This is a genomic window from Pseudomonas sp. SF2, assembly GCF_036858055.1.
Classification (GTDB): domain Bacteria; phylum Pseudomonadota; class Gammaproteobacteria; order Pseudomonadales; family Pseudomonadaceae; genus Aquipseudomonas.
This window is the reverse complement of sequence record NZ_JAMBDI010000012.1, coordinates 40,377-65,636: the sequence shown is the minus strand read 5'-3', so window position 1 is coordinate 65,636 and position 25,260 is coordinate 40,377. Positions and strand designations below refer to the sequence as shown.

The following is a 25,260-nucleotide window of genomic DNA, read 5'->3' as shown; positions in this document are numbered from 1 at the left end:
AACATCAGGGGCGCAGTTCATCACTGTGGGAGCGGGCTTGCCCGCGAACACCGGCGAAGCCGGTGCCATGCACCACGTTGGATTCTTCGCGGCTAAAGCCGCTCCCACAGGGTGCGCGGACTGCTTGCCATTTCAGTTCTCTACGCGACAGCGCAGCCCTAAGGGCTGGGCCATCTCCCACAAAGGATCGCGACGGGTGAGGGTCAGGGACGGCTGGTCAGGTGCTGCTGCGCCGTCACGCAGCCGTTGGTATCCACGGCCTTCTGCAGCAGGCTCTGGCGGTGCTGCGGGTCGAGGTCGCCGAGCAGTCGGTATACCTCGGCCTGATAGTCCCGTTGGCGCCCCCATAGCATTTCCAGGCCTTGTGGCCGGCTGCGGTTGCAGGCCAGGCGCGTGGCCGGTTGCGGGTAGTAGGGGGCGTACACGGTGGCCATGCTGGGGATGGCCTCCAGTGCAGTGCGGTACTCGCTGCTGACGTTGTAGGGCGGGCACCAGGTGGCGATGGCCGGCGCCGGTGCGGCAAAGCCCTGTTTGAGGCTGGCTTCGAGCAGCGGGCAGGCGGCATCCGGGATTTGCGCGGCGGGCAGGTAGGTCATGTAGTACAGCGCCAGGCGGTACTGTGCGACCGGGTGGCCCAGCGCCACGGACTTTTTCAGCAAGGCGACCGCTGTCGGCAGGGTGTGGGCCATGGCCTGGCCCTGGCGGCTAAGCTCCGGGTCGTCACCCACGGCCGTGCGCAGCGTGCTGGCGCTGTCGTCCTGGCTGTCGGCCTGCTCCAGCAGGGGCAAGGCCTGACGGTAGAGCAGGTCGGCATGAGGGTCGATGCGCACTTCCAGCGCGTGTGCGGCCAGCGGCATCAGAGCGAGCAGCAGGGGGGGCAGGCGAAGCATGCAGCTCACAGGCAAGCCTCACAGGGTGCTAGGCACTGATGATGGATGGCTTCGATGTTCATGGCGGTCAAGCGTGCGCCTCGGGCAGATCGGAACGACGGCATATTCTAGCCACCCAATGGGCCTGGCCGGAAGACCACCCGGCAACTGTCAGACGAGCTTGATCGGCGTGACCTTGCGCTGGGCATGTTTTTCCTGGGCCAGGCCAAGCTTGGCAGTTATGACCTTTGCCAGGGCATTGTTGCCCAGGTCATTCAGGTGCAGGCGGTCGATGAACAAGTCGGCCCCGAATACCGGCGAGCTGCTGAGCATGCAGTTCATGTCGTAGCAGGGGACCGGGTCGGCCTGGCTCTTGATGCGGCGGAAGAAGGCCGAGTGCAACTGGCTGTCGAACGCGCCGTCCAGCAGCCGGTCGAAATTCGCCGGTTTTCGCTGCAGTGCATCCAGCATGGCCTGCTCGCCAGCGGGCAGGCTATCCCGACACCAGGGCAGCAACGGCTGCAGGATGAAGGTGAGGGTGGAATGGCTGTCTGCCAGCAGTCGTTCCCATTGGCGCAAGGTCCGGCCAATGTTGTCGGCGGCACGAGCCAGGCGCTTTTCCGGGGGCGACAGTGGCCAGGTGGCAGGTGGTGCGACCGGGGGCGCGGCCAAGGCCTGGCCGATACGCTGCCACAGCGATTGCCGGCGCGGAGCCGACATGGGCTGCATGCCTTCGCTGAAACTGTTGAGAAAGTCCTGGTAGGCCTTGGCGTGCTGTGGACCGTTCAGGCTGGCGAGGACTTCGCAGAGGGCTTCATGGGCCAGGCTGTTGAGGCCGCTGAGCACCACCACGTGGCCGAGCTGGCCAAGGCGGTGCTGATGGGTGAGGAACATCAGCAGCTCCTGGCTGGCATTGAGCCCACAGCCGGCCAGGCTCAGCCAGACTTCGCCGGTGAGCATCGACAGGTGCGAGGCCACTGTGTGTTCGTCGGAGCTGGCGCCGATGCCCAGGGCGGTGGAGCCGCCGACCAGCAGGTTGATGCGCGCGGCACCACCGCGCTCGGCCGCCGAGAAGCGCTTGCCGGCGCAGTGGCTGTAGCGCAGGCCCAGGGCGTCGGTGTTGATGGTGCCGGAACGGTAGCCGGTTTCGTGCACATGCACGGTGTGCGGTGCACGCCGGCTGCCCAGCAGCAGAAAGCGCTGGTAGTCCTGTTGCAACGGCGAAGGCGACGGGCTCGTGTCACTCGCGGTCATGATCTCTCCCTCATGTTGCAGCGGGCACTTTGCATCACAATCAGGCCGCCAGTTCCTTGAGGTTGTACAGCAGGCCGCCGGCGGCGATCAGCAGCAGGGCGACGCCCGAGGCCAGGCTGATCATGCGGTTGCTGCGTTGCGAGGCGATCTTGCCGATGGCGAAGATGTAAAGGCTGAGCACAGCAAAATCGATGGCCACCCACAGCAGCGACAACACCACCATGCTCTTGCCGAACGACTCGGTGATCTGGATGAACTGCGGGAAGAAGGCGATGAAGAAGATGATGTCTTTCGGGTTGGAAATGCCCACCATGAAGCCTTGCAACAGCCCGCTGCGCTCTGGCTTGGCGAGTTCGCCCGGCGCCTCGGTCGCAGGCGCCTGCAGGGCGTCCCTCAGGGTGCCCACGGCGGTGTAGCCGATGAACAGGCAGCCGAGCAGGCTCATGGCGCTGAGCCAGGCCTTGTCGATGGCGGCGCTGGTGAGGATGATCCAGGCCGCGGCGCCGATCAGCACCAGTGATGCCCAATTGGTGCCAATGGCGGTGAACATGGCTCTGCGCGAGCCGGAGGCGGCTGCGGTATTGATGATAAGTGCCACTACCGGGCCGGGTGTGGCGATCAGTAGCAGGACGGTAAGGGCATAGGTGGCAGTGAGTGCGGTATTCACGGTCAGTTCTCGATCAGTATTTCAGGTGTTGCCGGGTGTACGGCATGGGCGTGGAACGGGCAGCGGGACGGGTTGAGCGACCCGGCCTCCTGCAGTTGGTATTGCTTCCACTCGAAATTGTCGGCATCGCCGAAAAAGCCAAGGGTGTCGGGCATGACACCGTCGTTGTAATGGTGCACGCGCTCGCGGATGCGTTCACGGATACGTTTGCCACTTTCGGTATTGGCATTGGCCACTTCGTCGAAGTTCGCCCGCGGGTTGATGACGAAGGTAATGTGTGGCCCCAGGTTGCGGCTTTTCATCTGTTGGTGGCCGGGGAAATTCATGTTGATGAACAGCGGCATGCCGGCAAAGCAGAACGACCAGGTGCTGTCGTCGGGGTCGGTCGGGATGCCGTGTGGCCAAGGCTGCGGGTCGCGCGCATGCACGCCACGCAACACCTTCCAGGCCAGTGCCTGTTGCTCGGCGAGGGTGCAATTGGCGGCGGTTTCCAGAAACACGACCAGCGGGCTGCCGATACGCTGCTTGGGTTGGATTGGAGCGACGGTGCGCACGTAGTCGGCCAGGCCCAGGGCGATGTCATCGGCCAGCTGCCCGGCGCGGGCGAAGAGGATGTGGCAGGTTGCGCCGTTTACTGCCTTGCGGCCGAACAGGCAGGGGAATTCGGGGTTGGCGAGGGTGCTGCGAAAATGCTCTACGGCATTGTAGGTCCAGTGTCGCGTGTTCCCGACATGTTCGGCGGCCAGCTCTAGCGCATCCAGGCGATAGCAAGTTCCATAACCCGTAAGCATGATTTCCCCAGGCGTTAATTTAGATGAACGTTCCAGTCACATGCAGGCAGGATCTTGGTTATGTTTGTTATTTACCGGCATTTTCCAAGACGCCCTTGACGTTGTAAAACGCGTGGAACTATGACCTACTATTAGTCTTACTCATGCTCGGGGCTTCGCCATGTCGGAAAGGATTCAGGCTTTGCACGCGCTGCGTGCCTTCGAGGTGGCCTCTCGCTATGGCTCGTTTACCCGTGCCGCGGAAGAGCTGGCCCTGACCCAGGGCGCCGTCAGTCACCACATCAAGACCCTCGAAGCCATGTTCGGCTGCGATCTGTTCGAACGCCGCGGGCCGAAACTGGCCCTGACCGAGCACGGTCGCCTGCTGGCGCAGGAACTCAAGGTTGGCTTCAAGATCATCGAAAACGCCTGCGCCCTGCTGCGCCAGGACCGCTACGGCCTGCGTCTGAAGGCGCCGTCCACGCTCACCGTGCGCTGGCTGCTGCGGGCGCTGGATGCGTTCAAGAAGGTCGAAGACAACTGCAGCGTGCAGCTGTCCAGCGTGTGGATGGACATCGACAGCGTGGACTTCTATTCCGAGCCCTACGACTGTGCAATCCTCCTTGCCAACGGGCGTTTTCCCGCCGATATCGAGAGTTTCAAACTGTTCGATGAATGGCTGATCCCGGTGTGCCACCCGGACTACATGACCCAGGCACAGCCGGCCCTGGCCGACCTGGCCCAGTGCGAGTTCCTGCACCCGTCCCCCGACCGCCGTGACTGGCGGCGCTGGCTGGCTCGCATGGACGCGCTGGACATCAGTATCGACCACGGGCAAGTGTTCGATACCCTCGACCAGGGCATCTCGGCCGCCCAGCAAGGCCTGGGTATTTCGGTGGTCGACCTGGTGCTGGCCAGTGCCGACCTGGCGGCCGGGCGCCTGGTCACGCCGTTCAGGCATGCGGTGGCTACGGGTGACGGCTATTACATGACCTGGCTCAAGGCCAGCCCCAAGGCACGGCAGATGCACAAGCTGCGCGAATTCCTGCTTGGCCAGGTGCCGCCGCTGGTCTGCAAGGACATCAATTACCTGTACGGTTGAACACGCGCTCGAGCATGAAGTCGATGAACACCCGCAATTTCGGCGGCATCTGCCGCCCGGACGGCCATAGCAGGTAGAAGCTACCGCGCCGTTCCATGAAGTCGTCGAGCACGCTGACCAGCGCGCCGTTGGCCAGTTCGCGGCGTACGGTGAAATCCGGCAGGCAGGTGATGCCGCGGTGGTTGACGGCAAAGCAGACGCGCGTCTCGACATGGTTGCAGACCATCGAGATGGGGATGTCGTAGCCCTGCTCGGGGTGCTCCTGGCGCAGCGGCCAGGTTTCCAGCTTGCCACTGCTGGGGAAGCGGTAATGCAGGCAGGTATGTGCCGCCAGGTCGCGCGGGTGCAGCGGCGTGCCGCGTTCGCGCAGGTACTCGGGCGAAGCCACCAGGCAGTGCTGGAAGTGCCCCAGGAACTTGGCGTTGAGCCGCGAGTCCACCGGCTGCCCACCCCGCATCACCACATCGAAGCCTTCGCCGACGATATCCACCATGCGGTCGGAAAAATCCAGGTCCAGCTCCACCTGCGGGTAGCGCGCCATGAACTCGGCCAGCGCCGGCATCACCAGCCCGGTGACCTGCGGCATGCTCACCCGCAGGCGACCGCTCGGGGTCGCGCTGGCTTGGGAGAGCGCCTGCTCGGTGGCCTCGATCTCGGCCAGGATGCGCCGGCTGCGCTCAAGGAACAACGTGCCTTCGGCGGTGAGGGTGATGCTGCGCGTGCTGCGGTGGAACAGGCGTACCCCCAGGCGGCTTTCGAGGCGCGCCACACGTTTGCCCACGGCCGAGGCACTGATGCCCAGCGATTGGCCGGCAGCGACGAAACTGCGGGTTTCGGCGACACGGTTGAAGACCACGAAGCCGCTGAGGCTGTCCATGCCGTATTCCTGATTGCGGACATTGATGTCCTGGGTGAACGGCATTGTAACCGCCTTTTTCCGTAATGGCCTCGGCTTGCAGACTGTCCGCCTCGTTTCTCATTCAAGGCATCTGCAATGTCCCAGACATCCTCCGCACCGCTGCTGGTCGCCAACAGTGAACGCTTGCCCCTCAGTGGGCTGCTGGCGCTGGCCATGACCGGCTTTATCGCCATCCTCAGCGAAACCCTGCCGGCCGGCCTGCTCGACCAGATCGCCGATGGCATGCACATCAGCCAAGCCATGGCCGGGCAATGGGTCACGGCGTATGCCCTGGGCTCGTTGCTGACCGCCATCCCGTTGGTGACCCTGACCCAGGGCTGGTACCGCCGCCGCGCGCTGCTGCTGGCGATCGTCGGTTTCGTGCTGTTCAACGGGCTGACTGCCTTGTCCACTTCCAACGCTGTGACCCTGGTGCTGCGTTTTTGCACTGGCGCCGCGGCCGGGTTGGCCTGGGGGTTGATTGCCGGCCATGCGCGGCGCATGGTGCCGGTGGCGTTGCAGGGCCGGGCCATGGCCGTGGCGATGCTCGGCCAGCCCATCGCCTTGTCGCTCGGGCTGCCGATCGCCACCTGGCTGGGGGCGGGGTTGGGGTGGCGCGCCACTTTCGTGGTGGTCACGCTGGCGGCGCTGCTGCTGGTGGCCTGGGTACTGCGGTCGGTGCCGGACTACCCGGGGCTCGCCACCGGCAAGCGGCCTGCGGCCCTGCAGGTGTTGCGCACGCCGGGGGTGGCGATCGTGCTGTTGGTGATCCTCAGCTGGATCCTTGGCCACAATGTGCTCTACACCTACATCGTGCCGCTGCTGGCGGCGGCCGGCATGGCTGCCGACATCGGCCTGGTACTGATGGTGTTCGGCCTTGCGGCCCTGGCCGGGATTGGCCTGGTGGGGCTGCTGGTCGACCGTTATCTGCGTTCCCTGGTGCTGCTGAGCCTGGCCGGTTTTGCCCTGGCGACGCTGGTGTTGGGGCAGGCGTCGTCGTGGGCGATGTACCTGAGCATCGCCTTGTGGGGCGTGACCTACGGCGGTGCGCCAACCCTGCTGCAGACCGCCTGCGCCGATGCGGCGGGCGAGGGTGGTGATGTGGCGCAGTCGATGCTGGTCACGGTGTGGAACAGCGCCATCGCCCTGGGCGGGATCATTGGCGGGTTGTTGCTGAGCGGGGCAGGGGTGGAGTGGTTTGGTGGGGTGGTGTTGGGGTTGATCGCGCTGGCCTGGCTGCTGGCGTGGGCTGGGCGGCGCAGTGGGTTCGTGGCGGGAGCCCGCTAGACGGGCTACTGAAATTGCAGGCAATCCGCGTACCCTGTGGGAGCGGCTTTAGCCGCGAAGAATCCAACGCGGTGCCAGCCATCGAATTGGACTGTTCGCGGGCATGCCCGCACCCACAGGTGCCGCGTCGCGCTTACCCATTGGAGTCATCTGCGTAACAGCACACCCGACGGGCTGGATGTTCTTCTGGAAAAATGCGCTGCAACGGAGCATCGGCGGTAGAATCGCCGCAATCAGCACAACAAACGATTCAGAGGTCGACGCGGTGGAGTTGCAGCAGGGCTTTGTCCTGACCCGGCATTGGCATGACACGCCCGAAGGCACCTGCGTGGAATTCTGGCTGGCCACCGATCAGGGGCCACGGCAGTTGCGCCTGGCGCCACAGGTATCGGTGGCTTTCATTCCCCAGGCGCAGGAAGCGCACGCACGGGTGCTGCTGGCCAACGAACCCGGTGTCGAGCTGCGGCCACTGCAGCTGAAGGACTTTGACCAGCGCCCGGTGCTGGGCCTGTACTGCCGCCAGCACCGGCAACTGATGCAGTTGGAGCAACGCCTTCGTACAGCCGGTATCGAGGTGTTCGAGGCCGATATCCGTCCGCCCGAGCGCTACCTGATGGAGCGCTTCATCACTGCCCCGGTGCAGTTCACCGGCCAGCCGGATGCCCAGGGCGTGCTCTGCGATGCCCAGCTCAAACCCCTGCCGGGTTATCGCCCGCCGCTGCGCCTGGTGTCGCTGGATATCGAGACCAGCGAGCGGGGTGAGCTGTACAGCATTGCCCTGGAAGGCTGTGGCCAGCGCCAGGTGTACATGCTCGGCCCGGTCAATGGCACGGCTGATGGACTTGACTTCGACTTGCACTACTGCGCCGACCGCGCCGAGATGCTGGCCTGCCTCAATCAGTGGATGGCCACGCATGACCCGGATGCAATCATCGGCTGGAACCTGGTCCAGTTCGACCTGCGCCTGCTGCATGAGCACGCCAAGCTGCTGCAGGTACCACTGGCACTGGGGCGCAATGGCGCGCCCATGACCTTGCGCAGCCATACCAGTGGCGGCCACCTGTTCGCCGATGCCCCGGGGCGGCTGCTGATCGACGGCATCGAGGCGCTGCGCTCGGCGACCTGGAGCTTCCCGTCGTTCAGCCTCGAAAGTGTCGCGCAAACCCTGCTCGGTGAAGGCAAGGCCATCGACACACCTTACCAGCGCATGGACGAAATCAACCGCCGCTTTGCCGAGGACAAACCGGCCCTGGCGCGCTACAACCTCAAGGACTGCGAGCTGGTGACGCGCATTTTCGCCCACACCCGCCTGCTCGAATTCCTTCTTGAGCGTTCATCGGTCACCGGCCTTGCCGCGGACCGCAGCGGTGGTTCGGTGGCCGCGTTCTGCCACTTGTACATCCCGCAGATGCACCGCCTGGGCTTCGTCGCCCCCAACCTGGGCAGCCGCCCCGACGAAGCCAGCCCCGGTGGCTTCGTCATGGATTCGCGCCCGGGCCTGTACGACTCGGTATTGGTGCTGGACTACAAAAGCCTTTACCCGTCGATCATTCGTACCTTCCTGATTGACCCGGTGGGTCTGGTCGAAGGCCTGCGCCAGCCCGATGACGAGCATTCGGTGGAAGGCTTCCGGGGTGGGCGCTTTTCGCGCAGCGAGCATTGCCTGCCGGCCATCGTCGAGCGCGTATGGCAGGGCCGGGAAGCTGCCAAGCGCGAGGGTAACGCGCCGCTGTCGCAGGCGCTGAAGATCATCATGAATGCCTTCTACGGGGTGCTGGGCTCGAGCGGCTGCCGTTTCTTCGACCCGCGCCTGGCTTCGTCGATCACCATGCGCGGCCACCAGATCATGCGCCAGACTCGCGCGTTGATCGAAGCCAAGGGCTATGAGGTGATCTACGGAGATACCGACTCCACCTTCGTCTGGCTCAAGGGCGCCCATGGCGAGGAGGCTGCGGCACGCATCGGCCGCGAGCTGGTGACCCAGGTCAACCAGTGGTGGGCCGAACACCTGCGCCAACAGATGAACCTGGAAAGCGCGCTGGAGCTGCAGTTCGAGGTGCATTACCGGCGCTTCCTGATGCCCACCATCCGTGGCGCGGACGAAGGCAGCAAGAAGCGCTACGCCGGGCTGGTGCTGCGGGCCGATGGCAACGAGGAGATGGTCTACAAGGGCCTGGAGTCGGTGCGTACCGACTGGTCGCCGCTGGCCCGGCAGTTCCAGCAACAGTTGTATGCGCGGATCTTCCGTGGGCAGCCGTACCGCGACTACGTGCGTGACTATGTGCGGCAGACGCTGGCCGGTGAACTGGACGAGTTGCTGGTGTACCGCAAGCGCCTGCGCCGGCCGCTGGCCGACTATCAACGCAACGTGCCCCCACATGTGCGCGCTGCGCGCCTGGCAGATGACTACAACAGCCGCCTGGGCAGGCCAAAGCAGTACCAGCGCGGCGGCTGGATCAGCTACCTGATGACCACAGCGGGCCCCGAGCCGCTGGAGAACCCGCAGGCGCCCATCGATTACGATCATTACCTGAGCCGCCAGCTGCAGCCGGTGGCCGATGCCATCCTGCCGTTCGTGGGGGATGATTTTGCTGCGCTGACCGATCGCCAGCTCCTGTTGTTCTGACGCGGTGGTACCTGGCTAGCACTCGCTGGCCAGTGGCAGCCACTAGTTTCGCACCTCCGTTTACCCTGGAGGCGCGACATGCAGAACCGTCTGAATCCGACCCAAGCATTGCCCACCACCCTGGACCTGGAGCGAGGCTTCCAGGACGGCATCCTTGCCCGCCGCTTGCCGGCCTGGCTGAGCGGGCTGCACCTGGCAAGCCCGGACAGTGCGCCGCAGCCGCCTTCTTCGGTAACAGCAGAACAACTGACGACGCTGCTGCAGGCCCTGCAAGACAGTTTCGACTGCCGCCAGCGCCTGCAGCGCCAACTGGCGCCGTTGCAAGGCATTCACGCATTCTGCAAGCCGCTGCTGCAGCGGGCGTTGCAGGAGAAACTGCATTCCCTGCACGACCCCGATACGTTGTACTACCGCCATACCTACTTCACCCTTTCGCCTGATCCCGAACTGGCCACGGGCCGCCTGGCGCAGCAGGAAAAAGACTACTACGACATCGCGCTTGTCGATGCTGCGCTGGCCAATTTCACCGAGGATGAAGCGAGCCCGGGCACCCTGCCGCGCAGCGACTGCCTGGTGGACGCAGTGGGTGTGGCGGTGCCGGGGGTGAGCGCTCCGGCGTTGGCCAAAGTGTGCCGCCAGCTGGACCTGGGTGAGCGCTATCAGGAGCACCTGGACACCGTCCTGTACCCGCCCGCCAAGGGCACCGAGGGCCTGCAAGCCACGCTCAAGGCACAGTTGGTGTCGAACATGCAGGTGGATGCCTTCAAGGCAATGACCGAGGCAGCCCTGACCCATGCAGAACTGGCCCTGATCCTGGGGTTGTGCAGCAGCGGCGAGCCTGGCAGGTTCGAGGGTGACCCGGTCGCCGCCAGGCATCTGCATGCCTTTGGGTGCACGCTGGAGCAGATCATCGTGCTGCATGTCACCCGCACGACGCTGGGTTTTACCAGCACCAGGCGCGTGCTGGTGTATCTGCCCGGCGACCCGGTCAGCCCCTGGTGTGTTGCGCCAGACCTCGACACCTTTGTCCGCAGGATCTTGGGTAAACGCCTTGCCGACCCTCAGTATCAGGGTTTCTTCAGGCGTTTCGTGCGCCTGCGTGATCAGGCCGGATTTTTCGCCCGGGTTATCAGCGAGCTAGCGGATGTGACCGAAGCCGCTTCGCGGGATATGGAACAGCACCTGGTTGACTGTGCATTGCCCTTGTTCGACCGCCAGGCACAGGCACGCATCGATGTGATCAAGGATGATGCGGCATTCATCGCGGTACCGGTACGCATGATCGACAGCGGCGTGCAGCAGGCGCAGCGTGAACGTCTGGAGGCCGGCGCCTGGGCTGCGGCAGGGGTAGCGGGGCTGTTCGTGCCGGTCATTGGCGCGGTGATGGCGGCAGCCATGGCCTGGGACATGCTCAAGGACGCATTCCATGCGGTGGAAAGCTGGCGGGAGGGCGATACCCATGCCGCGGTCGAGCACCTGCTGAACATCGCCAGGACGGTCATCACGGTGGGTATCGCGTCTGTGCTGGCCGGCGCGGTGGTGCGTAAGACCGACCTGGTCGAGCAACTGGTCACGGCGCGCCTCGAGGATGGCAGCGAAAAGCTCTGGCGCTTCGACCTGTCCCCTTTTCGCACCGAGCCGCCAGCGCTGCAAGCGCAGCCCGATGCCGAGGGAGTGTATCGCCTGGGCGAGCGTTGCTGGGTGAACATGCAGGGTTACTTCTACGAAGTGGTACAGGGCGACGACGAGCAATGGCGCATGCTGCCCAGGCAAGGCCACGGCCCACGGTTGCGTCACAACGGCGCCGGTGCCTGGCGGGTATGGTGCGAGCAGCCGGTGGAGTGGCATGACACGCACGCCATGTTCCGGCGCCTGGGCGGTGAGTTCAGGCAACTGGAAGACGACCAGATCGATCACGTGCTGGCCATTCACGGGATGGAACCGGACGACTTGCGCGGCTTGCATGTGTGCGGCCAGGCAGCGGATGCCTGCCTGCTGGACACCGTCAGCCGGGTCAGGCTGGCGAACCGCATCAAGCTCCTGGTCAGCCAGCTGCGCGCAGGCGGGGCGGTGGCCGATACGGCACTGCTTGCCCGGGCACGGCGCTGGCAGAGTACAGAGGATGTGGCGAATGACGAGCTGGCCGATTACCTGTGGAACCGTCGCCGTTCGTTGCTGGGGCAGTTGTACTACGAACAGTACCCGGTGACCGGCGATACGCAGGCGTTACAGCGCGATTTTGCCAGCCTGCACCGGCTTGCGGCGGAGCAGCTGCTGGGCACGGCAAGCCCGGACGACCTGTTGATCTCGGCTGCGGTACTGGTCAAGCGCATCCGCTGCATCCGTGTACACGAAGCCTTGTTTTTCGATACGCCGCAGACCCTGGACCTTGCGCGCTTCGCCCTGGGCATGCTCGACCGCATGCCTGGCATGGACATCGGCCCACGCTGGCAATTGTTCGACGGTGACGCCGGTACGCCGCTGTTCAGCACCCGTGGGGGCGGGCGGCAGTTGCAGCTGAGGTACCGGGACGGCCTGTTCCATCTCAGCGATGACCAGAGGCCGTTGGGCACAGCGGGTGAGTTGTTCCAGCAGATAGCCAGCGGCTATACCCGTGAGCAGCGCGCGGCACTGGCCATTGGCAAACCGTTCGCCTTGCAGCTACGCAGCGAGCTGGCGCGGCGGGTGGCGCAACAGCGGGAAGTGATCGCCGGAGTGCTAGGCATCAGGCCCTCGAATGGCGCTGTGTTCATGCCGCAACGCCTGGCCAACGGCCGCATCGGCTACCCGTTGAGTGGCTGGCGCCAGTGCCTGGGCCTGGACCGGGCCGTAGTCAGGAACCTGGCCGCCGAGCTGCGTGACCTTTACCCGGGCTTCGACGATGACGAAGTCGAGCACTGGCTGGAACGGTTGCGGGCGTCGCAACGTGACCCCGCGACGGAGCTGGCCGAGTTGAAGCGACAGCTGGGCACGTTGCGTCAGACCCTGAAGGGCTGGCAGGTGGGTACGGTCAAAGCCTGGGCCTGGAAGGCGCGTCGAGAGTTCGCCCGAGGCCTCGTTGACTGCTGGCGCTACCTGGTGCCCAGACAACTGGGGGCTGTAGAGGCAGACCGCGGTTATTTGCTGAGTTGCTACCGCAGTGACCTGGATGCGCTGCCGGCTATCCCGGCGACGGTCAGCTTCGCGCATGTGTCGGACCTGGCATTACGGTCACTGCAGATACACACCGTGCCAGACACGTTTCTGCACGCCTTCTCCACGTTGAGCACCCTGAACATCACCAATTGCCGACTGCGTACGCTGGCGTTGCCCCAGGCCATGGCCGAACGCCTGCAGGTGCTGGACCTGTCGAACAACCAGATCGGGCCTGAGGGCGGCATGCCGGCCCTGCTGCAGGCCTGCCGCTCGCTGGTGTACCTCAACCTGTCCCACAACCCGTTGCGCAGTGCGCTGTCAGTGGCGGACATGCCCCGGCTCAATGCCTTGATGCTGCGGGGGGCGCAGTTGACGCAGATGCCCGCCGGGGTCATGGAGGCACCGCACCTTCATACGCTGGACGTGAGCCACAATGCGATCCGCACTTTGCCCTACGGGTTCTATCGCTCGGACTTGTGGCACGCGGGGCGGGTCTGGCTTGCAGGCAACCCCTTGCTGCGTGACCAGGATACCTGGCACGAGGTTCTCGAAGACCAGGTGCCGACGATGCTGCGCTGGACCGACCTGGTGCAGCCCGCTGAACGAGATCGCATGGCTGATATCTGGAGCAAGCTCAATGGCCAGGAGGCATCGAGAGACTTCTTTCACCTGCTGCAGCGCTTGACTGGTTCGGCCGATTTCCAGCAGGAATTCCTGGCCCGCTACCTGGCACTCAGGGTGCTGCGCATGCTGGTGTCCATGAGCGAACAGCCGCTGTTGTGCACGGAACTGTACGCGCATGCGCTGACCGAGCACTGCCAGGACAACGCAACCTTGCGCTTCAGCGACCTGGAAGTACGTGTGCGCAAATGGAAAGCACTGCACGGCAGCAAGGCCGACGACCCGGAGCGGGCGCTGTTGCACCTGGGCGGGCAATGCTGGCGGCTGGATACCCTCGACCAGGTGGGTGGCTTGCACGCCGTGCGTGCTGGCCGGCCTGAGGAGTCGCTGGAGTTCGCACTGGCCTACCGGCTGGCGCTGGCCGACGAGCTGGACCTGCCTGTCGAGCACGACGAAATGCTCAACCCAGGCGTTGCCAACCTGTCGCGGCAGGATATCGATGCCGCCGCGCAGCTGGTGCGGGTTGCCCAGTCCAGGGACGCGCTGGTCGATTACCTGTCGACCACAGCGTTCTGGAAGGAGTACCTGACTCGCGTCTTCGCGACGCGCTTGAGTACGCCGCATTTCTTTCATGCCGAACTGGAAGCGCTGGTCGAGCGCAACGCCGCGCAAGTGGATATCGATCGGCTTCAGGACCGCGTACAGCAGTGGGAACTCAATGTGACCAGGCAACTGACACGGGAGGCGCTGGGCCGCCACCTGGCGGCTGTGATGATACCCGTGGCTGCGCCCAGGTAGCGGTGCCTGGGCGGTTGCCCTTGCCGGTGAAGCGGGTAGTAATCCGCTAGGCACCTGGGTGTCTCGCCCGCCGATAGCCTTGCGTTTTTTCAGCACGCGGAGGCGGCATCATGGGTACCCTGCAAGCCACACACGACCTGCTCGAACAAGCCGAGCAGGACGCCATCATCGCCAAGCGCTTGCCCGGCTGGATGCGCCCGGGCAACCCCGAGCACATGAGGGTCCTGTGCCAGGCATTGAGGGGCAGCCTGGACTGCCGATACCGCTTGCAGGCCTTGTTGCAGCAGATTGTACCAATCGACCGCTTCGCCACGCCCTTGCTGAAACAGGCACTGCAAGCCCGCTACGGCCTGAAACAGGACCTTGATCATTTGTGGATGCGCGCGGCATTTGAAAAACCACTGAGCACCTATGCGCCGATTCGCGTGCCTTTGACCGAGCGGGTCTATTACCAGATTCCCCTGCTCGAGGCTGCGTTGCACGGCTTTACCGCTGCCGAGGCCAAGGCCGGTGGCCAGGCGCCGGACTGTGGCCTCTACGAGGCCGACGGCATGCCACTGGAGGCTCCCAGCGCCATGGCCTTTGCCAGCCTGGTACGCGAGCTGGATCTGGGCCAGCGTTACCAGCAGCATCTGGACAGCCACCTGGCAACTCCGCAGAGCAAGGCGTTGTTGGCCGACAGCGTGCGCCACGGCATGTTGATCGCTGCCATGCAGGCTCGCCACGCGGGTGTGCTCGACGCAGCAGAGCTCGAGTTGCTGGTCAAACTGTGGCGTGACGGTTGGTTATCCCAGCTCGATGATACTCGGGTGCTGGGCAAGCGCCTCGAAGTGCTGGGTTGCCCGCTGCAGCAGATCGTGGTGCTCGACGTTCGCGATGAGACCTTTGCCCCGCTGCACACCAGTACCAGACGCGTGCTGGTGTATATCCCGGGTGACCCTCAAGGCGCGTGGAGCGCCCATGACGATTTGCAGCAATTTGCCCAGCGCGTGCTGGGGCAGCGCTTGCGCATGGCCACATACCGGCAGTTTTTCGCTCGCTTCGTGCGGGCGCGTGACAGCCAGGCGTTTTTTTCGCGCATCGGGGCGGGCTACGATGACCTGACGAAATGGGCCAACATCGACCTTGATGAGCGCATGCACCCTATGGGGGCTTATGTGTTCAAACACCTCGCGGCACTGCGTGTTGCCCAGGTCAAGGATGATGCGCAAGTGTTCGCGCCTTCTGTAGCGAAGCTGGACCGGGAGGTCCAGCAGGCGCACGCGCAGCGCCTGGCGGCGTTGGGGTTGACCGCCCTGAGTGCTGCCAGTCTTTACCTGCCTGCACTGGGAACCGTGCTGCTGGCCATGCTTGCCTGGAAATGGCTGGATGACGTGTTTCAGTCGGTGGCGGCGTGGCAGGAAGGGGAGGTTCGTGAAGCACTGGACCATGTCACCGAGGTGGCCATCGACCTGGCCGTGATCGCTGCGGGTCGACAGCATGCCCCAGGCGCGCCTGGAGGACGGTGCCGTGTGTTTATGGGACGGTGACCTGGCAGCCTTTCGTGGCGAGGCGCCGCCTGCCGATGCGCTGAGTGATGCGCAAGGCGTTTGGCGCCAGGGTGAGCGGGCCTGGGTGGCCATCGATGAGCACTTCTACCGGGTGGTGCAGCGCAGTACCGATGGCTGCTGGCAATTGCTGCCGCGCCATGGCCACGGGCCGCTGCTGGTGCACAATGGTGCCGGCGCCTGGAGGCTCTGGTACGAACAGCCGTTGCAGTGGGATGCGCCTCGCTACCTGTTCAGGCGCCTGGGCGGCCAACTGGCGCAGTTGCAGGACGAACAGGTTGACGAAGTGCTGGGCATCCATGGCCTGGGCAGCGACCAGCTAAGAGCCTGGCATGTACTGGGACGGGCGCCGGAGCCGGGGGTAGTCGACAGCGCCCAGCGGGTGCTGATCGACCAGCGCATTCGTACGCTGGTGGCCCGTTTGCGGTCAGGGCAGCAACCCGAAGACAGTGTGGTGCTGGCGCAGCTCGAAGGCCTCGAAGGGGCCGCTGGCCTTTCCGGGCAAGCCCTGGCGGACCTGGCCTGGGCCCAGCGGCGGCGGTTGTTCGAGCAGGTTTATCAGGCCGAAGCCCAGGTGTCGGCAGGCAACCCCGACATCACGGCACTGCGGCGTGTGTTCCCCGGCCTTCATTGGCGTGCCGCTCAGGCGCTGCTGGCCAGGGCCAGTGCAGCGGACCGTGAGCGCTTGCAACTGACCGGGCGTATCCCGTTACGCCTGGGCGAGGCCGCCAGGCAGCGACTGACTGACGTGCGCAAGGTTCGGGTGTTCGAAGCGCTGCACTGGGACACCCCGCAAAACCTCGACCTTGCCCGCGTTGTGCTGGCGATGCTCGAGCACTTGCCGGCGGCCAGCGGCGGGATACGCTGGCGGCTGTTCAATGGCGGGGAGCGCGCTGCGCCGGTGGCCACGATGCAGGCGGGTAGCCCGGTCTGCGACCTGGCTTTCGAGGACGGGCTGTTCCAGCGTATCGGCCCGCAAGGGCTGGCCGTTGGTGAGGCGGGCGAGCTGTTCGAGGTCATCAGCCATGCCTATGGCGATGACCTGCGCGCAGCCCTGCAGGTGTCCGAGCCTTTTGCCCATAATCTGCGGGTGCTGCTCACGCGCCAGGCCCTGGCCAGGCGTCAGGCTGTCGAGCAACTGCTCAGCCCTTCGCGTACGTCGGGGCTGCACCTACCCACCCGGCTGGCGGACGGCCGCATCGGTTATCCCTTGAGCGGGCGTCTTCCGGGCGGCTCGCCGAGTGCGTATCGACCCGGGCCGATCCTGCGCCGCGTGCGTTACCTGTACCCGACCTTCACCGATGAGCAGGTGTTTGCCTGGGTAGAGCGGGCGCGCAATTCGGTCCTGGGGCTGGAGCGCACGTTGCAGCAGTACGAACAGGCCTTCGACGCACTCACTACCCAGCTGCGGCGCTGGGTTCATGCAGCCCCCGACACCGCCGAGCGAGAGAACAGGCGCAGGTTGCGACGTGCATTGCGCTGCTGCTGGCAACAGATGCTCGAGGAGGGGGCGCACGAGGTGGGGCCTGGCACGGTCTACCGTTGGGACATGACTGAAATGCGCACCAGTAACCTGCCGGCGTTTTCCGAGCAGGTGGTGTTTGCCCATGTGCATGTGCTGACGCTGCAGAACATGCAGCTTGAGGATGTGCCCGAGAGTTTCTTGCGCGCATTCCCGAATATCCGTGGCCTGGAGATGCCCAACAACCGGCTCGCCCGAATCCCGCAAGCGCTGCTGGGCATGCCCAACCTGCAGCGTCTGAGCCTGCAGCGAAACCGCATCCGCCTGGATGCCGGGCAAGCCACCATTCTTGCCAGCTGCCCCAACCTGGTGTCCGTCGATTTGTCGCATAACCCTCTGGGTCGACCGTTTTCGTTGAGTGGGCTGCCGCGCCTGCGCGAGCTGCGGCTTGCCGACACGGGCATACGGGATGTCCCTTATGGTCTCCTCCAAAGCACCTCCTTGAGGGTGGTGGACTTTCGCGACAACCTGATAACCACCATGCCGGAGGGTTTCTATGATTCCCGGCTGTGGATGGAGCACGAAGTGCGCCTCAGAGGTAACCCCTTTAGCGAGCCCGAAGCCCAACGGTTGCATGCAGTGTTGCTTGCCGCAATGGCCGATGGGGGCGCGGCGGCGGTGCCCGCGCGGTTGCGCTGGATGGATGCTGCCGGGGTCAGCTTGCGTACCGAGCTCGGTGCCCATTGGGAGGCGCTGGAAGCCATGCCTGATGCCACGCAGTTCTTCAACCTGCTTGAACGCTTGATGGAGACCGAAGACTTCCAGCATCTGACCGGGGCACGTTACCTGGCTGGCCGGGTGCTGGAACTGCTGCGTGCCATGAGAGAGTCGGACGAGCTTCGCGACCTGATGTTCAATGACGCCGAGCAGTTGACCTGCCAGGACAGCGTGGCCCTGCGTTTCAGTGACCTGGAGCTGCGTTTGCTGGCGTGGCGGGCCCGTACTCAGGCGGCGGGCGGGCAGGAGCAAGCACTGCTGCGGCTCGGTCGGCAAATGTGGCGGCTGGATGAGGTCGATCAGTTTGCCCAGCAGGATGTGCTTGCGCGTGAGTTCGAAGGGCGAGGCACAGACCCGATCGACATAGTGCTGGCTTATCGTCTGGGCCTGCGCGAGCAACTTGAGCTCCCGGTTCTGACCAGTGGCATGACGTTTCGTACGCTTGCCCAGGTAGGGGCAGCGCAATTGGCGCAGGCGCGGAACTGGGTGCTGGCCAATGAAACCGGGGAGCGGCTTGCCAGTTCATTGATCGTGCGCGATTTCTGGCAAGCTCACCTGCGCGCTGCCCATGCAGCGCGGTTCGAGTTGCTCGACGCCCCCTTCCACGAGCGCCTGGAGGCGTTGCAGGGCAATTTCACCCTGCCCGAGGCGGAGCGTTTGACCGAAATCAACCGGGTGGCCAGCGAGCGGCAGGCGGCGGAACGCGAACTGATGATGACGCTGACGCTCGATGCGCTGGACGGGCAGGCAGAACAGGCGGCGACTTGAAGTCGTCGGTGCCGGCACGGGCAGTGGTATGGCGATGAACTATGCTGATTATCGGGCATCGACGGCGTGCTTGAGCGCCGCATGTGCCTGGGGGAAATGCCAGGTTACCTTTGCATACGCACGTGCCGGCTCGGTTGGTTTAGGCTCGCTTGTAGGATCTTTCTCCCTGATCTGTAGTCTTTGGTTTATCGAGAGAATAAGGAGATACGCATGCTCGTCCGGTCACTGACCCTCGCCACCTTGCTCGCATTTGTCGGCCCCGTATTTGCCGCCGACAGTGACGCGCCGCTGGCCAAGGAACTGGGCAAGGCCAGGCCCTTGGTCGTCATTGCGCCCAGTAGCGCCGACCCGACGTTGCGTGGGTTGAACGAAGCCCTCAAGGACCCGGCCACCCAGGCCGCCTTCAAAGAGCGCAACCTGGTGGTCTACAGCGTCGCCAACATGATGGGCAAGCGTGAGGACAAGAACCTCGAGCAGCAGACCACCATGGCCCTGATCCGCGAGTTGAAGCTGGGTGCCAGCAAAGGCACCAAGGTGATCCTGGTGGGCAAGGACGGTGAGCGGCACATGCTCAAGGACGACGAGAGTGGCGAGGTTATCGACCCGCAGGTGATTCTCAAGGCGGTCGATGACCTGCCCGCCAGCGAAAAAGCCGTGACGGCGCCCGAGCCTGTGGCCGCGGCGGTACCGGAAACCAAAGCCAAGGCCAAGGACAGCAAGCCCGCCAAACCGGCCGCGCCGCCCAAACCGCTGGAAGACTGACCCGGCACAACGGCCCCGGCGCACCTCGGGGCCGTTGTGTATCCCACTGTATCTGCTCACGCCGCAGACCCATTCCCATACAAAACCGCACCCCGTGCGATACATCCACGACATACCGCAACGGCCTAATGGCTCCACATTCCAACCACAGTGGAGCAACACCATGACTCAAGTACGAAACACCCTCGGCCTGCTCGGCGCTGCCCTGATCGGCAGCATGGCTTTGAGCAGCAGCGCCTTTGCCGTCGAGCCGTTGGCCCAGGGTTACCAGCTGGCTTCGGCCAAGGTGGCCGGCGAGGGCAAGTGTGGTGAAGGCAAATGTGGTGGCAGCGCCAAGGCCACCCAGGGCGAAGGCAAATGTGGTGAGGGCAAGTGCGGCGCCAGCGCCAAGGCCGGTGCCGAGGGCAAGTGTGGCGAGGGCAAGTGTGGTGATGCCTCGTTCGCCAAGACCGACAGCAACCACGACGGCAAGGTCTCGCGCGACGAGTTCCTGGTGGTGGCCAAGGACCGTGCCGGCGACTTCGACAAGATCGACCGCAACCATGATGGCTTCATCTCCGAGCAGGAAGCCGCGGATCACCTCAAGGCGATCTACCAGGCTAATGGCAAGGCCATGCCCGAAGGCTTGTTCAGCCACCTGACCGGCAAGCCCTGACCTTCTGCCCCACGAACCGCGCAACGCCCCTCCTGCTGGTCAGGCGGGGCGTTGTGCCTGTTGCGGAGACCTGCTCATGCACCCCACATCTTTGTCTCCCGTCCCTTTACGGGTCGGGCTCGGCCTGCGCCGCGGGCTGTTGCCGGAACTGCTGGCCATGGAAACTGACGCCGTGGACTTTCTCGAATGCGCACCGGAAAACTGGATTGCCGTAGGTGGTGCCTACGGCAAGGGGCTGGCGCAGCTGGCCGAGCGTTTTGCCATTACCTGCCACGGGCTATCGTTGTCGCTGGGTGGCAGCGAGCCGCTGGACCGACATTTCCTTGGCCAGACCCGCCAGTTTCTCGATCGCCATCAGGTACGCCTGTACAGCGAGCACCTGAGCTACTGCAGCGATGACGGGCACCTGTACGACCTGATGCCAATTCCATTCACTGACGAAGCGGTGCGCCATGTGGCCGCGCGGATTCGCCAGGCCCAGGAATACCTGGAACGGCGCATTGCCGTGGAAAACATCAGCTACTACGCCGCGCCGTACCAGGCGATGAGCGAACTCGATTTCATCCGTGCGGTACTTGATGAGGCCGACTGCGACCTGCTGCTGGACGTCAACAACGTCTTCGTCAACGCCTGCAACCACGGCTACGACGCCCACGAATTCCTTGCAGGCTTGCCCCTGGCGCGGGTGACCGGCATGCACGTGGCCGGCCATTACGATGAAGCGCCGGACCTCAAGGTAGATACCCACGGGGCTGCGGTAAAGGAAGATGTATGGGCGCTGTACGCGGTCGCCTGTGCGCGCTTTGGTGTGCAACCGACCGTGCTCGAGCGTGATTTCAACTACCCGCCGTTGGCCGAACTGCTCGCCGAAACGGCGCGCATCAGCACTGTGCAGCGTGTTTCGGGAGGGCATGCAAATGAATGAGACCTTGCGTGAGCAGCAGTACACCTTGGCCCGGCACCTGCGTGACCCGCAGCGCCATGCGCCGCCGCCTGGCATAGAGGCCCGGCGGCTGAAGATTTACCGCGAGCTGTTCTATGGTGCTATCGAAGGTTTGCTGGCCGGCAGTTTTCCGGTGATGCGCCAGGCGTTGGGCGAACAGCGCTGGCATGCGCGAGTGCGAGATTTCTATGCCAACTATCGCAGCCAGACACCGTTGTTCACCGAGATTGCCGAAGCGTTCGTCGAGTACCTGCAAGGCATCGAGCTGGATGCGCCCTGGCAGTTGGAGCTGGCGCACTATGAGTGGGTCGAGGCGCAGTTGTATCTGAGCGATGCCGAGGACCCGGCCCATGACCCGGCAGGCGACCTGCTGGAAGGGGAGCCACTGTTGTCGTGCGTGGCACGGGTGTTGGCCTATCGCTGGCCGGTGGAGCGGATCGGGGCGGATTACCAGCCAGCGGTCGCGCCAGAGACGCCGACCTTGTTGCTGGTTTATCGCGATGCGGAGTTGAAAGTGCGCTTCGCGCGCCTGGCACCGCTGGCGTACCGGTTACTGGCCTTGGAACAGGGCAGTGGGCGGGTGCGGTTGGAGGCGTTGGGAGGTGGTATGGAAGAGGGGTTGGCGTTGCTGGAGGGGTTGCGCGAGCAGGGGGTTATCATCGGTACAGGTTGAATCGTTGGTATGGGGGGCGCTTTGCGCCCCATCGCCGGCAAGCCGGCGATGGGCTGCAACGCAGCCCCGGCGAAATCACCTGCAGAACCGCCCCCTGAGCCAATGATCCAGGCTCAACCTCCCAGCCCCTTTCAGCAGCAGTGGCAGCAACGCCACCAGGTAGATCAGCGGCAACTTGAAGTTGCCAAAACCCTGGTCGGTAATCGCATACCCTTGGGCCAGCTCGGCCAGGCTCGACCAGTGCGCCGGCCAATGCACCGCGGCAATCGCCACCACGGTCAGCACCATCAGCCCCAACGAGGCCAGCCGGGTACCTAGCCCCAGCAACAGCAGTAACGGCAGGATCAGCTCCGCCCACATCGACAGCTGCCAGTTCAGCTCTGCAGGCAGCAGGTTGAAGGGGAACGGGAAGTTCGCTTGCAGGTCGGCGAACCAGTTGCTGCCATTGAATTTCTCCCAGCCGGATTCGAAAAATTCCCAGGCCAGAAACAGCCGCAACGGCAGGTCGGCGCTCCAGGTACCGAAACGGTCGAAGGTGGTCAGGGTGCGGGTCAAGGTAGTCATGCTGGTTTCTCTCTTCAGGAAAGGGCACGGGCGTTACGGCGTTGCTGACGGGCCAGCTTGGCGGTGAGCTTGACGGCGATGGCGCTGAACATCAGGGCGAACGCCAGCGGGTACCAGCCGCCCATGGGGATGCGTTTGTAGAACGACAGGCAGAACACCGCGGCCAGTACCCACATGCCGGTGCTGTGCAGGGCCTGCCAGGCACGGCCACCCAACAGGCGCATCGGGGCCTTGAACGAGGTGATGGTGAGCAGCAGCAGGAACAGGTAGCCGAGGGTACCGGGCAGGCTGGAGGTGAGCGTGCGGCCGGCCCAGAACAGCTCGGGGAATTGCTGGGCGTAGCGGTAGATCAGTACGCCATGCACGGTGTGGGAAAAGGCGAATGCCAGCCCCAGATAGCGCCGTTCCTGGAGGAGGCGGCGGCTGCTTGTGCCAGGCAGCAGGGTCACCAGCGACGAAGCCAGGAAGGCCAGCAGGAATAGCGCGAAGGAGCTGCGCGCAGTGGCACGGATCGCGCTGCGCAGGCCGTCGGGATCAGGTTGGCTGGCCAGGACCATGGCGGTCATCGCCAGGGTCAGGCCGGCGAGCGTGGCGAACAGCTTCCAGCCGGAGGGAAGGGTGAGGGGTTTCATCAGGGAGGCTCCCGGGGTGTGGTTGTGTGACCGGAAGTGTGTCGGGGAGGGGTATCTGCAGTGTGTCGGCGGTGGTGGGGTTGTGTATCGGATTGTAGAAGTCGCTCAAGCGCCGCAGTCCCTGTAGGAGCGGCCTTGTGTCGCGATGGGCTGCGAAGCAGCCCCAGGTTTTCAGCTTCGGCGCATGAATTGCCGGGGCCGCTTTGCGGCCCGATCGCGACACAAGGCCGCTCCTGCCTGAGATTGCCTTACCTCAGCTCGATCTGCGCGCACAGCCCGCCGCTTGCGCGATTGCTCAGGGTCAGTCGGCCACCCATGGCCTGGATCAGCTGGTGGGCAATCGCCAACCCCAGCCCAGTGCCGCCGGTGCTGCGGTTGCGTGAGCCTTCCACGCGATAGAACGGCTTGAGCACTTCATCCAGTTCGTCACCAGGTATGCCTGGCCCGTTGTCGAGCACGCGGATCACGGTCATGTCACCCTCGCGGCCCACCTCCAGCTCGGCAGCACCGGCAAACTTGAGAGCGTTGTCCACCAGGTTCACCAGCACCCGTCGCAGCGCATGGGGGCGAGTTTCCAGCAGGCTGCCGCTGCTGCCATGGCGCTCGACCCGGGCGCCACTGTCCTGGTAGTCGAACACCAGGCTGTCGAGGAAGGCATCGAGGTTCACCCGGCACGGTGCCTCGGTGCTGGTGTCCATGCTGCGGGCATAGGCCACGCCTTCGCGCACCAGGTGTTCCATCTCGCCCAGGTCGCTCCACAGTTTGTCCTTTTCAACCCCGTCGTCCATCACTTCGACGCGCAGTTTCATGCGCGTGATCGGCGTTTGCAGGTCGTGGGAAATGGCTGCCAGCAACTGCATGCGTTCCTTGAGGTAGGCAGCGATGCGCGCCTGCAGGGCGTTGAAGGCCACGGCGGCGTAGCGCACCTCGCGCGGGCCGCTTTCATCCAGCTGCACGCCAGGCTTGTCCGGGTCGAGGTTGTCCACCGCGCGGGCCAGGCGGGTCAGCGGGCCGATCGCCAGGCGTACCGCCAGCCAGGTGCACAGCAACAGCACGGCCAACTGGATCAGCAACACCACGGGCAGCCAACGTGCCACCGGAACCGGCGATGGGGTTACGTCGATGGTCAGCGGTGCGCCATCAGCGAGGGTCAGGTGTGCCTGGAAGTGCGCGTTCGGGCCGGGGATTTCCTGGAAGGAAAGGCGATAGTCGGCGCCAATGGCCTTGACGATCGAGTCGGCAGCCATGGGCGGGTCGCTGCTGGGCATGGCTTCGCCCGCCAGGCCATGGTCCAGCCGGTAGCGGTAGGTACGCCGCTCCAGGCGTGGCAACCAGGCGGCGCGCTCGGCCGCGGGCAGGCGGTCGAGGATGGCCACCGAGGTGGCCACGTCCTGCTCCAGGGTGCTGAGCATCATCGAGCGGCTGCTGATGTAGCGCTCGTAGGCCTGCAGGCCGAACGACAGGCCGTAGGCCAGCACCAGGCCGGTGAAGAAGATCAGTGCCAGGCGCGAGGCCAGGGTACGTGGCCACTTCATGATGGCGACTCGAGCAGTTGCACCGGCAGCGAGAACACGTAGCCCTCGCTGCGCACGGTCTTGATGCAGCTGGGTTCGCGGGCGTCGTCTCCCAGGCGCTGGCGCAGGCGGCTGACCAGCAGGTCGATGGAGCGGTCGAAGATGTCGGCTTCGCGGCCTTGGGTCAGGTTGAGCAACTGCTCACGGCTCAGCACCCGCTGCGGGTGGTCGAGAAACACCCGAAGCAGGCGATATTCGGCACCACTCAGGGCAACCAGGGTGCCTTCGCTGTCGAGCAGATGGCGCGCGGTGGTGTCCAGCCGCCACTGGCCGAAGCCGAGCAGGCGGCTGCTTTCGCTGATGGTCAGGTTGGGCGGCAGCATGCGCGTGCGGCGCAGCACGGCGTTGATGCGGGCCAGCAGTTCGCGAGCCGAGAACGGTTTGGTCAGGTAATCGTCGGCGCCCATTTCCAGGCCGATGATGCGGTCGGTTTCGTCGTTGCGCGCGGTCAGCATCAGCACCGGGGTGTTGCGGTGCTTGCCGGCGCGCAGCTCGCGGCATAACAGCAGGCCGTCGTCGCCGGGCATCATGATGTCCAGGACGATCAGGTCGACGCTGTTGGCTTCGAGAAAGGCGCGCATCTGCCGGCCGTCGGCGACGATGCTGGTGCGCAGGCCGTTCTTTTTCAGGTAGTTGCCGACCAGTTCGCGGATTTCGCGGTCGTCGTCGACGATCAGGATGTGATCGACGTGTTCCATGCGCTGCGTTCCTGTGCAAGAGGGGATGGGCGCAGTGTACCGAGCGTGTTCGCCCTTGCCTGCGGGGTTTTGTATTGCAGTGTATCTGGCGTGCGGACAGACACAGGAGGAAGCACATCACCGCTTCGGGCGACACATACGGGATACCTGGCTGGCGTGAAATGGCTCTCGACCGGGG

19 protein-coding genes are annotated in these 25,260 nt (G+C 64.6%); 10 read left to right on the top strand and 9 right to left on the bottom strand.

The features are described 5' to 3' along the window. Positions 1–203 precede the first annotated feature (203 nt). From M2S36_RS09385 to M2S36_RS09370, 4 genes are all read right to left on the bottom strand, one after another. Positions 204–899: a sel1 repeat family protein gene (locus M2S36_RS09385; protein WP_207837413.1), complete on the bottom strand. Its 696-nt coding sequence runs from the start codon at positions 897–899 to the stop codon at positions 204–206. Between the two features lie 141 nt (positions 900–1,040). Further along, positions 1,041–2,123: a hypothetical protein gene (locus M2S36_RS09380; protein ID WP_207837412.1), complete on the bottom strand. Its 1,083-nt coding sequence runs from the start codon at positions 2,121–2,123 to the stop codon at positions 1,041–1,043. Between the two features lie 40 nt (positions 2,124–2,163). Beyond that, positions 2,164–2,790, bottom strand: coding sequence for a LysE family translocator (locus M2S36_RS09375; RefSeq protein WP_207837408.1), 627 nt, complete (start codon positions 2,788–2,790; stop codon positions 2,164–2,166). Positions 2,791–2,792: 2 nt separating this feature from the next. Next, positions 2,793–3,581, bottom strand: coding sequence for a YqcI/YcgG family protein (locus M2S36_RS09370; RefSeq protein WP_207837405.1), 789 nt, complete (start codon positions 3,579–3,581; stop codon positions 2,793–2,795). Between the two features lie 160 nt (positions 3,582–3,741). Between M2S36_RS09370 and M2S36_RS09365 the strand changes: the two genes are divergently transcribed. Next, positions 3,742–4,662 (top strand): LysR substrate-binding domain-containing protein, encoded by a 921-nt coding sequence (locus M2S36_RS09365; RefSeq protein ID WP_207837402.1) that lies wholly within the window; start codon positions 3,742–3,744, stop codon positions 4,660–4,662. Here the strand turns inward: M2S36_RS09365 and M2S36_RS09360 are convergent. Continuing rightward, a complete protein-coding gene (locus M2S36_RS09360; protein WP_207837440.1) occupies positions 4,643–5,539 on the bottom strand; it encodes a LysR family transcriptional regulator in 897 nt (298 codons plus the stop codon). The genes M2S36_RS09365 and M2S36_RS09360 overlap by 20 nt on opposite strands. 117 nt (positions 5,540–5,656) lie before the next feature. Here M2S36_RS09360 and M2S36_RS09355 point away from each other — a divergent pair, with 117 nt between their 5' ends. The 9 genes from M2S36_RS09355 to M2S36_RS09315 all read left to right on the top strand — a co-directional run bounded on the left by M2S36_RS09355 (position 5,657) and on the right by M2S36_RS09315 (position 21,614). Beyond that, positions 5,657–6,847, top strand: coding sequence for an MFS transporter (locus tag M2S36_RS09355; protein ID WP_333957046.1), 1,191 nt, complete (start codon positions 5,657–5,659; stop codon positions 6,845–6,847). Positions 6,848–7,112: 265 nt separating this feature from the next. After that, positions 7,113–9,473 (top strand): DNA polymerase II, encoded by a 2,361-nt coding sequence (locus tag M2S36_RS09350; RefSeq protein WP_241106796.1) that lies wholly within the window; start codon positions 7,113–7,115, stop codon positions 9,471–9,473. Between the two features lie 78 nt (positions 9,474–9,551). Continuing rightward, positions 9,552–14,027, top strand: a complete 4,476-nt coding sequence (locus M2S36_RS09345) for an NEL-type E3 ubiquitin ligase domain-containing protein (protein WP_333957045.1) — start codon at positions 9,552–9,554, stop codon at positions 14,025–14,027. 110 nt (positions 14,028–14,137) lie between these two features. Continuing rightward, entirely contained in the window at positions 14,138–15,556 is a 1,419-nt protein-coding gene (locus M2S36_RS09340) for a dermonecrotic toxin domain-containing protein (RefSeq protein WP_333957044.1), read from the top strand. After that, positions 15,507–18,581, top strand: coding sequence for an NEL-type E3 ubiquitin ligase domain-containing protein (locus M2S36_RS09335; protein ID WP_333957043.1), 3,075 nt, complete (start codon positions 15,507–15,509; stop codon positions 18,579–18,581). Before M2S36_RS09340 ends, M2S36_RS09335 begins: the two co-directional genes overlap by 50 nt. Before the next feature lie 210 nt (positions 18,582–18,791). Beyond that, a complete protein-coding gene (locus M2S36_RS09330; RefSeq protein ID WP_207837393.1) occupies positions 18,792–19,343 on the top strand; it encodes a DUF4174 domain-containing protein in 552 nt (183 codons plus the stop codon). A 163-nt stretch (positions 19,344–19,506) separates the two neighbouring features. Then, the gene (locus tag M2S36_RS09325; protein ID WP_207837390.1) at positions 19,507–19,998 is read left to right on the top strand and encodes an HvfA family oxazolone/thioamide-modified RiPP metallophore; all 492 of its coding nucleotides are present in this window, start codon (positions 19,507–19,509) and stop codon (positions 19,996–19,998) included. Between the two features lie 76 nt (positions 19,999–20,074). Then, complete coding sequence (locus M2S36_RS09320) at positions 20,075–20,923, top strand: HvfB family MNIO-type RiPP peptide maturase (protein ID WP_207837388.1); 849 nt, start codon at positions 20,075–20,077, stop codon at positions 20,921–20,923. Beyond that, entirely contained in the window at positions 20,916–21,614 is a 699-nt protein-coding gene (locus tag M2S36_RS09315) for an HvfC family RiPP maturation protein (RefSeq protein ID WP_207837385.1), read from the top strand. The genes M2S36_RS09320 and M2S36_RS09315 overlap by 8 nt, the downstream gene beginning before the upstream one ends. Positions 21,615–21,689: 75 nt before the next feature. Here the strand turns inward: M2S36_RS09315 and M2S36_RS09310 are convergent, their stop codons facing one another. The 4 genes from M2S36_RS09310 to M2S36_RS09295 form a co-directional block, all read right to left on the bottom strand. Then, on the bottom strand, positions 21,690–22,178 hold the full coding sequence (locus M2S36_RS09310) for an HvfX family Cu-binding RiPP maturation protein (RefSeq protein ID WP_207837383.1): 489 nt from the start codon (positions 22,176–22,178) through the stop codon (positions 21,690–21,692). Between the two features lie 14 nt (positions 22,179–22,192). After that, positions 22,193–22,810: a ferric reductase-like transmembrane domain-containing protein gene (locus M2S36_RS09305; protein WP_207837381.1), complete on the bottom strand. Its 618-nt coding sequence runs from the start codon at positions 22,808–22,810 to the stop codon at positions 22,193–22,195. 248 nt (positions 22,811–23,058) lie between these two features. Further along, entirely contained in the window at positions 23,059–24,345 is a 1,287-nt protein-coding gene (locus M2S36_RS09300) for a sensor histidine kinase (protein WP_233694273.1), read from the bottom strand. Beyond that, positions 24,342–25,082, bottom strand: coding sequence for a response regulator (locus M2S36_RS09295; protein ID WP_003250463.1), 741 nt, complete (start codon positions 25,080–25,082; stop codon positions 24,342–24,344). The genes M2S36_RS09300 and M2S36_RS09295 overlap by 4 nt, the downstream gene beginning before the upstream one ends. Positions 25,083–25,260: the final 178 nt, after the last annotated feature.